General features: G+C 46.1%; 9 protein-coding genes and 1 pseudogene. 6 read left to right on the plus strand and 4 right to left on the minus strand.

The genetic code is table 11. The features are described from left to right. The first annotated feature begins 195 nt into the window (after positions 1-195). The 4 genes from IQR33_RS05940 to IQR33_RS05955 all read left to right on the plus strand — a co-directional run bounded on the left by IQR33_RS05940 (position 196) and on the right by IQR33_RS05955 (position 2,649). A complete protein-coding gene (locus IQR33_RS05940) occupies positions 196-456 on the plus strand; it encodes a DUF2282 domain-containing protein (protein WP_005378779.1) in 261 nt (86 codons plus the stop codon). Between the two features lie 99 nt (positions 457-555). Next, on the plus strand, positions 556-1,428 hold the full coding sequence (locus tag IQR33_RS05945) for a DUF692 domain-containing protein (RefSeq protein ID WP_025768966.1): 873 nt from the start codon (positions 556-558) through the stop codon (positions 1,426-1,428). Continuing rightward, positions 1,425-2,183 carry a DNA-binding domain-containing protein gene (locus IQR33_RS05950; protein WP_025768965.1) on the plus strand — a complete coding sequence of 253 codons (759 nt, stop codon included), beginning with the start codon at positions 1,425-1,427 and terminating at the stop codon, positions 2,181-2,183. Before IQR33_RS05945 ends, IQR33_RS05950 begins: the two co-directional genes overlap by 4 nt. Before the next feature lie 10 nt (positions 2,184-2,193). Further along, positions 2,194-2,649: a DoxX family protein gene (locus tag IQR33_RS05955; protein WP_005378784.1), complete on the plus strand. Its 456-nt coding sequence runs from the start codon at positions 2,194-2,196 to the stop codon at positions 2,647-2,649. A gap of 31 nt (positions 2,650-2,680) precedes the next feature. Here IQR33_RS05955 and IQR33_RS05960 read toward each other — a convergent pair whose 3' ends face one another. Together IQR33_RS05960 and IQR33_RS05965 are read right to left on the minus strand one after the other, a co-directional pair. Continuing rightward, entirely contained in the window at positions 2,681-2,962 is a 282-nt protein-coding gene (locus IQR33_RS05960; RefSeq protein ID WP_005378786.1) for a hypothetical protein, read from the minus strand. 91 nt (positions 2,963-3,053) lie between these two features. After that, positions 3,054-4,214: a multidrug effflux MFS transporter gene (locus IQR33_RS05965; RefSeq protein WP_005378788.1), complete on the minus strand. Its 1,161-nt coding sequence runs from the start codon at positions 4,212-4,214 to the stop codon at positions 3,054-3,056. A gap of 140 nt (positions 4,215-4,354) precedes the next feature. Between IQR33_RS05965 and IQR33_RS05970 the strand changes: the two genes are divergently transcribed. Together IQR33_RS05970 and IQR33_RS05975 are read left to right on the plus strand one after the other, a co-directional pair. Further along, positions 4,355-5,296, plus strand: coding sequence for a LysR family transcriptional regulator (locus IQR33_RS05970; RefSeq protein ID WP_005378791.1), 942 nt, complete (start codon positions 4,355-4,357; stop codon positions 5,294-5,296). A gap of 203 nt (positions 5,297-5,499) precedes the next feature. Beyond that, positions 5,500-7,290 carry an aminopeptidase P family protein gene (locus IQR33_RS05975; RefSeq protein ID WP_025768964.1) on the plus strand — a complete coding sequence of 597 codons (1,791 nt, stop codon included), beginning with the start codon at positions 5,500-5,502 and terminating at the stop codon, positions 7,288-7,290. 121 nt (positions 7,291-7,411) lie between these two features. Here IQR33_RS05975 and thiH read toward each other — a convergent pair whose 3' ends face one another. Together thiH and IQR33_RS32385 are read right to left on the minus strand one after the other, a co-directional pair. Beyond that, entirely contained in the window at positions 7,412-8,524 is a 1,113-nt protein-coding gene (gene thiH, locus IQR33_RS05980; protein ID WP_005447249.1) for a 2-iminoacetate synthase ThiH, read from the minus strand. A gap of 34 nt (positions 8,525-8,558) precedes the next feature. Continuing rightward, positions 8,559-8,806 (minus strand): annotated as a pseudogene (locus tag IQR33_RS32385) (thiazole synthase); the annotation flags it as partial.

Below are 8,806 nucleotides of genomic sequence, written 5' to 3' on the forward strand. Positions count from 1 at the left end.
CGATGTTTTTTTGCCCAATACATCAATTAGTTATATCTATTTGACCCTACAAACCCATTTACTTCAGAAATTTTTCTGAAAGTTTTTTAGCCAGTTTCCTATCTTTTAAGTTAAGCAAGTTGATAACAAAAACGCCAAAACAGGCGATTCATCTTGCCAACTTAAAGTAAAGGAAATCATTCAGAGGAATTTATTATGAAAAAGTCGAATCTAGCTGTTACTGCTGCTGTTACTGGTCTTCTAGCTCTTGGTGGCACAATGCTAACTGCAGCTCCAGCTGTCGCTGCTGAAAAAGAAAAGTGCTATGGCGTTTCTAAAGCAGGTAAAAACGACTGTGCAACAAAAAGCAGCTCATGCGCTGGTACTTCTAAAGAAGATAACCAAAAAGACGCATTCGTAGTCGTACCAAAAGGTCTTTGTGACAAGCTCGCTGGCGGTAGCACTTCTTCTTCATAATCTTTTATCGCTAGCTATTGTGAGGATGCGTTGACGCTCAACCAACGCAAAGCCAAGACGCATCCTTCTCTTCCCGCACGATTTGAAAAGGAGTTTCACGTGAAACACCACACCTTCCACGACCTTGTTGGAGTTGGATTAAGAACCCCTCACCTCGATTACTTTAGCCAAAACCAACCCGAGTTGTCTTGGTTAGAAATCCACAGTGAAAACTATTTCCAACCCAATGCAACAGAGCGCCATCAGCTACAAACGCTTCGCGAGCAATATCAAATTAGCTGCCACGGTATTGGTTTGTCGCTAGGTTCGGTGGAACGTGTTAGTCAAAAGCATCTTGCGCAACTTAAAGCACTGATTGACTCAATCGACCCAATCCTTGTTTCTGACCATTTAAGTTGGAGTGAAAACGGCGGTCACTACTTTAATGACCTGCTTCCACTTCCGTATACGGAAGAAGCGCTCAACGTGTTCACTCGTAACGTGAATGAAGTGCAGGAATATTTGCAACGCGAGATCTTGATAGAGAACCCATCTAGTTATGTGAAGTTTCAACATTCGACCATCAGCGAATGGGAGTTTCTTACCGAAGTGCAAAAGCGCACTGACTGTCGTTTATTGCTCGATTTAAACAATGTTTATGTTTCGGCGTTCAACCACGGTTTTGATTGCGACACATACCTAGATGCGATTCCAGCCGACAAAGTGGATGAGATTCACTTGGCAGGTTTTACCATTAAACAACTCGACAAAGGTGAGATATGGATTGATACCCATAGCCGCCCAGTTAGCGATGAAGTTTGGCAGTTGTTTTCACAGTGGACAAAAAAACACGGTCCACGTCATACGTTGATTGAATGGGATTTGGATATCCCCGCGCCAGAAGTCTTATTAGGAGAAGCACAGAAAGCATCGCAACTACTGTTGCAAGGCACACTTCCAAGTGAACAAAGCGAACCAAGGAAGGCATCATGAATCTAGCCACCTTACAAAGCCAGTTTGCTAAAGCCCTACACTATCAAGCACTCGGTGAAGATTGCGATATTGCCAGTGATACGTTTACCGCTGATGAACGCATGCAGATTTACCGCAATAACTTTATCGTCAGCTTAAGCGAGGTGTTATCCGCGACCTACCCGATGGTTGAAGCGCTGCTTGGTGAAGAATGCTTTGAACAGATAGCTCGCCAGCATGTTCTTTCTTACCCATTAGAAGAAGGAGATGTGGTGCATTATGGCGACGGCTTTCAAGACACCATCATGCAGTTTAGTCAGGTGATCGCACAAGCACCTTACAGCCCTGAAGTCGCACGCTTCGAATGGCATATCGACCTCGCTCGTCAAGCACAGTATGAACAATCCAATGCGGCAGCATTAAAACCGCTTGCGTTACTTGGCGAAGTGAGTGAGGAGCAACAACCCGCTTTGGTTTTGCACCTTAAACAAGGCTGCCGCAGCTTTGACTCCAGCTACGCAGTATTTGATTTGTTCAGCGCGATTCAAACTGGCCAATTCGAACAACTTAATATCAACCAATTACAGCAAGGTGTCATCTCGATTCAAGCCAATGGAGAAGCCTTGTGTCACGCACTCGATGCCGATGTGTTCCAACTGCTGCAATGTTTAGAGCAGAAGCAGAGTTTGAGCGAAATACCTGAAGTTTTACTCGCTCATCTCAATCGCATCATGGCACTCGATATTGTTGACGGCTTTACATTGCAATCAATCTAAGGAGCACTCTATGACGGATACGGTTAAAAACTTAGTGAATCGGTACGACGATTTAATCAGTACCCTACAAGCTGGCTTTGTCCCTTTACTACTTCTCTTTTGTCGCTTGTGGGTAGCCTGGGTGTTCTTCAATTCAGGACTAATCAAAATCTCATCTTGGGATAGCACGCTGTACTTATTTGAGCTGGAATACCAAGTGCCAATCTTGCCATGGGAATTGGCGGCTTATTTAGGTACGGCTGCGGAGTTGGTTCTACCGGTGTTCTTGGCACTGGGATTGATTACCCGCCCGATGGCAGCAATGCTGTTTGTGTTCAACATCATCGCAGTGATCTCTTACCCACTGTTGTGGGAGAAAGGTTTTTATGACCACCAACTTTGGGGATTGATGATTCTTATCGTAATCGTATGGGGGCCAGGACCGCTGTCTTTGGACCACATCCTGAAAAAGAAAATGACGAGCTAAAAAAATCCCCGCATCATGCGGGGATTTTTTATTATTTATTCAAGTAAGCCAGTAGCTCTTCTGCTGAGATACCTTGCTGAGCGAGGTCTTTTGCCATCTGCTCGACTTGTTCATCTTTGCGTGACTCAATCACTTGCTGAAATTGGTACACGATATCACGCAAAATTGGCAGAGGTACTTGTTTAGCCGCACTACGAATACGCTCGGAGCTTTGATTACCCAGCTCATTAAGCAACTTGCCAAACATCACCTTTTCTGGTGAATCTTCCATTTGCTCTAGAATACGAGCCATTTCATACGTGGTTAACGACATTACTTTTTGAGTTCCGTTATGGTGTCAGGAAAAGTCTGAGTGACAAATATACACGCCTTACTTACATTGGAAAATACTAAATTACACTGATTTACGCTTTCGCAAAGCTCGAGTGCCAGTTCTTCCCTGCTTTTGTAAACAGAACGACCAACGCAGGTAATAGGACCCACATATGAATTGCGATCAAGGTTTGTGGATCCAGAGATAAGCGTTGCAGTGTACCCACCAACAAACCAGAGCCACTCATTTGGAACAATCCAAGCAGTGCAGCTGCCGTGCCCGCCTTATCACCAAACGGTTCTAACGCTTTCCCTGCCGCTGCACCCAGAATGAATGCAAAACCTACAGAAGACATAAAGATAGGTAACATGAAAGAAAGCGCGGTATTCTGACCATTCATCACTAGCATGATCACACCTGCGAGACCCAGAGTTGAGATCCCGGTGACTAAGGTGTTGTGAGTTCCAACGCGCTCCATAAACTTAGGCGCCAGCATACATGCCGCAATGTTTATCACCGCATTTACACCAAACCAGAAAGTGAATTCATTCATCGACAGCCCCATCCCCGTCATCAATACCGACGGTGCTGAGGTAACGTAAGCAAGAATAACCGCCATCGCCATCAAGCATAATGACGCATGGAAAACAAAAGATGGTGTGCTAAGCACTGCCCAATACCGACTAAGCTTAAACACGGCTTGCTTTTCTGTTGACGGGTTAGTCTCTTTCATCATGAAAAACATCAATGATCCAGACACCACAGCAAAACCAGCCATAAAGCTAAAGTTAGCACGCCAGTCAAATTGCTGAGTTAACCAGCTACCTAGAATTGGAGCTAAAGCCGGAATGAAACAAATCGCACCGTTAAGGTAGCTGATCATTTTGCCGCTTTTTTCCGGGCCAAAGATATCGCGAACTGTTGCAAAGGCTGCTACCGATGTCGCACACGCACCTAAGCCTTGTAGCAGTCGGGAAACCAACATCCACTCAATATTTTGAGCACTCCACGCCAATAAAGCGCTCATCGCGTAAATGGTGATACCGCCCAATGCAACAGTTCGACGTCCGAGTTTATCTGCTAGGGGACCTGCGAATAGCTGACCAACACCCATAGCAAATAAGAACCAAGTGATCGTGTCTTGTGCTAGCGCATTATCGACCTGAAAAGTGGAAGCAATAAGAGGTAAAGCAGGTAGATAAATATCAATCGCTAAAGGACTGAAAAGAACCAAAAGGGTCAATAACGCCATCTGTTTTTTACTATTAGAAAACTGGCTAGACACACAACACTCCGAATTGGATAAAGAACTTTGGATAAAGCTTAATCATCTGATGATATGAATGGAAATGATGTATAATCATGAGCATTATTCCTCAGAGGAAATTCACTGTGAACGTCGAAAAACTGGCTCGTATCGATTTAAATCTATTGGTCTGCTTTAAAGTGCTGATTGAAGAGTTAAACGTTACTCGTGCAGCCCACCGATTGTGCTTAAGCCAATCCGCCGTAAGTAAATCACTGGCTAAACTGCGCATTCAATTTGATGACCCTCTTTTCACTCGAAACTCACATGGATTAACACCTACGCCGCGCGCATTGTTTCTTAAACCGAAACTGGATCTGTTGATAAATCAGTTAGAAGTGCTGACTCAACCCGAAGAGTTTTCTCCGCAAAGCAGCGAATACCGTTTTCAAATAGCAGCGGTAGAGAGTGTCTACCCTCTCATTCTACCCCATTTCTTACCGGCGATTTTTCAACAAGCACCTGGCGTGACCATAAGCACACACCCGTGGTCGGATAATACATTTAAAATGCTTCAACGCGGCGAACTGGATTTAGGCTTAACTGGAAAAGATATCGATATAAACGATGCCAAGCTGACTCTTCAACCACCCGATGACATTTGCGAGTTGGAAATTTATCGTGATTACCAAATGTGCATCATTCGCAAAAACCACCCTGCGCTAAAACAACCTTGGAATCTGGAAGCCTATCTCGCCCTACGCCATGTACAAGTACGTTGTGATGGCAACGACCGTTGGTTGCTAGATTATCGCCTTGCAGATATTGGCGCCGACCGCGATATTGCCGTCACCGTGCCCGACTTTAACAGTGCCGCAAGTTTATGTTCATACACCGACTTTATCTTTACTGCGCCAAGTCATTTTGTGCAACTTGCGGCCAAACAGCTTGATTTGGTCGTGCTGCCACTACCGTTAGAATTCCCACCTATGGCTTACACTTTATTCTGGCACCGAGATAGAGAAAACGACCCTGCATTAGGCTGGCTACGTACGATGATCACACAAAAAACCGATCACCTTAGATAAAAACACCGCACTCAATTTGCGCTTAGCGGCTAAAATGAGTAGCTTAACTGTCGTAGTCCTTTTTGGCTCATCTATGGCCTAGTTGTACTCCGACTCTATTGAAGTGATTGCGAACCTCAATGGAATCGTAAACTGCATGAAGCAGATGGAAACAGCTCCCACACCTGAGCATGAAGGAGCGGTAATTTGAAGGAATAACACAGATGCACAACGATACCCAAAGCCGCGTGAATGCAATTCGCGAATGGCTAGCACAACATAATATTGATGCCCTACTTGTCCCACATGAAGACGAGTACTTGGGCGAATACGTACCAGCGCACAACGAGCGTTTACATTGGCTAACTGGCTTTACTGGTTCTGCTGGTGCTGCGGTAATCACCAAAGACAAAGCCGCTATCTTTGTTGATGGTCGCTACACAGTACAAGTAACAAAGCAGGTTCCTGCTGATCTATTCGAATACCGTCACTTGATTGAAGAGCCTGCACTAGATTGGATTAAAGACCATCTTGCAAATGGCGCGTCTGTGGCAATCGACCCTCGCATGCACAACTCTGCTTGGCTAGACATGGCACAAGCAAAACTTGCAGGTACCCTTGAGCTTAAGATTCTCGATAGCAACCCAATTGATGAACTGTGGCACGACCGCCCTGCTCCTGTGGTTTCTGATGTTCGCCTAATGGCAACAGAAACAGTTGGACAATCAAGTGAAAGCAAACGCCAAGAAATCGCAGAGCTCGTGAAAAAAGCCGGTGCAGACAGCGCAGTGATCACAGCACTTGATTCTATCTGTTGGTTGCTCAACGTTCGTGGTCTAGATGTATCACGTCTACCAGTTCTGCTTTCTCACGCGATTCTGCACTCAGACTCAAGCGTGGAATACTTCCTAGATCCTGCTCGCCTACCTGCTGAGTTTGACGCTCATGTTGGTGCCGGCGTGACGGTTCATCACCCAGAAGCATTGCAAGCACGACTAGAAAACCTAACTGGCAAGAATGTACTGGTTGACCCTGCAACAAGTAACGCGTGGTTTAAGCTGGTGCTTCAAAACGCTGGCGCATCTGTGGTGAGTAAAGCTGATCCATGCCTAATGCCAAAAGCAGCAAAGAACGCAGTTGAAATCGCAGGCATGAAAGCATGTCATATCCGCGATGGCGTAGCGATGAGTAAGTTCCTTTCTTGGTTAGATGCTGAAGTCGTTGCGGGTAACCTGCATGATGAAGCGACGCTGGCAGACAAACTGGAAGCGTTCCGTAGCGAAGACCCGACACTTATGGATCTTAGCTTCGATACTATCTCGGCAGCAGGTGGCAACGCGGCGATGTGTCACTATAATCACGAGAACCAACCTGAACCTGGCAAGCTAGAACTGAACACACTTTACCTAGTGGATTCAGGCGGTCAGTACCTAGATGGCACGACAGACATTACGCGTACCATCGCGATCGGTCAGCCTTCACAAGAGATGATTAAACAATTCACTCTCGCGCTAAAAGGCCACATCGGTGTTGCACGTGCACGTTTCCCGAAAGGCACACGTGGTTACCAAATCGATACGCTAGCTCGTCAGCACCTGTGGGCGGAGGGCTACGATTACGATCACGGTACTGGTCACGGTGTCGGTCACTTCCTAAGTGTTCATGAAGGTCCGGCGAGCATTTCGAAGAAGCAAATCGACGTGCCTCTAACAGAAGGTATGGTGCTATCCAACGAGCCAGGTTACTACCGTGCGGATGCGTTTGGTATCCGTATCGAGAACCTAGAGCTTGTTGTTGAAACCCCAACTAACGGTGACTTCCCTGTTCTATCATTTGAGTCGCTAACACGCTGTCCAATCGACAAGCGCAATATCAACGTTGATATGCTAACTCGTCCAGAGCTTGCTTGGTTGAATGATTACCATCAGAAGGTATGGGATGAGATCAGCCCACTTGTTGAGGGTGATGTGAAAGAGTGGCTTCGTCAAGCAACGCTACCAGTAGCACACAGCTAGAAGCTAGAAGCTAGAAGCTAGAAGCTAGAAAAAAGTAGAGGGTTGATGTTTTGCATCAGCCCTCTTTTTTTGCCTATGTTTCACGTGAAACATAACGATGACCAGTGGCTTTCTTTGCTACTTAACCAGAATACGCCGAGTGCCAATCTCGCCATACAGGGTCAAAGCCTTTGGCTCGAATCATATCTTCCACAGAACCTGCGCTTCGCTCATCACTGATCTCAAACTGCTCGAGTTCAACATCATCCATCGCATAACCACCCGGCTGAGTTTTCGATGCAGCAGACATACTGGTAATGCCTAAAGGCAATGCGTTATCTCTAAACTTCGGTGACTCACGAGTCGATAATGACAACTCCACTTCTGGATTCAACAAACGATAAGCGCAAATCAGCTGAACAAGTTGCTTATCCGTCATGACTGATTTGGGTTGGAGCGCACCCTCACAAGGACGCAAACGTGGGAAAGAAATCGAGTAACGAGTCTGCCAATACGTGCGCTCAAGATAGTCCAAGTGCGCTGCCACATAAAAACAGTCGGTACGCCACTCTTCCAACCCTATTAAAGCACCAATACCGATCTTATCGATGCCCGCCTTTGCAAGACGATCGGGTGTATCCAATCGGTATTCAAAATCCATCTTATTGCCACGCAAATGGTGCTCGGCATACGTCGAAGGATGATACGTTTCTTGATAAACCATCACCGCATCCAAACCCAATGTCTTGAGCTCAGCGTATTCGTCTTGATCAAGTGGCTGTACTTCCATCGCCAAATAGTTAAAACGTTGCTTAATCATCGGCACCATTTCGCGGAAGTATTTCATACCCACTTTAGTTTCGTGCTCGCCAGTCACCAGCAATACGCTATCAAACTTCATGCGTTTAATGGCTTCAACTTCTGCAGCCACTTCGTCCCGATTCAAAGTACGACGCTTGATTCTGTTCTCCATAGAGAAGCCACAATAAGTACAAGCATTGGCGCACAAGTTAGAAAGGTACAGTGGAATGTAAAGCGACATGGTATTACCAAAACGCTTGCGAGTTGCCGAGTATGACAGCTGCGCCATTTGCTCTAAGTACGCTTCAGCCGCTGGTGAAATTAGCGCTTTAAAGTCTTCCAAATCACGCTTGGGTTTATTCAATGCTCGCTCGACATCTTGTGCCGTTTTCGCGTAGATCGACATCGAGATGTCATCCCAATTAAGCTGCTTAAATTGTTCAACGAAGCTCATGTTTTCCTCGCTTAATAGCTAAACCAATCTAGGACTAAAGCTCATCTAGGAATGACGTCAGTGGACTCGACGCAACCGCATGAGAAACCTTACCGGCAAGTCCAGCTTCATAAGCCATACGCCCGGACTCTACCGCCAACTTAAATGCCTTCGCCATCGCAACGGGATCGCTCGAAGCTGCAATCGCTGTATTGACGAGCACGGCATCCGCGCCCATTTCCATCGCACGCGCGGCATGTGAAGGAGCACCAATACCCGCATCAACAACGACAGGAACATTAG

Origin of the sequence: Vibrio sp. OPT46, assembly GCF_015163535.1 — a bacterium.
GTDB classification, from domain to species: domain Bacteria; phylum Pseudomonadota; class Gammaproteobacteria; order Enterobacterales; family Vibrionaceae; genus Vibrio; species Vibrio alginolyticus.

Excerpts from the sequence above, each read along its gene's own strand:
- IQR33_RS05940 (WP_005378779.1), top strand. The coding sequence starts at position 196 with ATGAAAAAGTCGAATCTAGCTGTTACTGCTGCTGTTACTGGTCTTCTA.
- IQR33_RS05950 (WP_025768965.1), top strand. The coding sequence starts at position 1,425 with ATGAATCTAGCCACCTTACAAAGCCAGTTTGCTAAAGCCCTACACTAT.
- IQR33_RS05955 (WP_005378784.1), top strand. The coding sequence starts at position 2,194 with ATGACGGATACGGTTAAAAACTTAGTGAATCGGTACGACGATTTAATC.
- IQR33_RS05960 (WP_005378786.1), bottom strand. The coding sequence starts at position 2,962 with ATGTCGTTAACCACGTATGAAATGGCTCGTATTCTAGAGCAAATGGAA.
- IQR33_RS05965 (WP_005378788.1), bottom strand. The coding sequence starts at position 4,214 with ATGGCGTTATTGACCCTTTTGGTTCTTTTCAGTCCTTTAGCGATTGAT.
- IQR33_RS05975 (WP_025768964.1), top strand. The coding sequence starts at position 5,500 with ATGCACAACGATACCCAAAGCCGCGTGAATGCAATTCGCGAATGGCTA.
- thiH (WP_005447249.1), bottom strand. The coding sequence starts at position 8,524 with ATGAGCTTCGTTGAACAATTTAAGCAGCTTAATTGGGATGACATCTCG.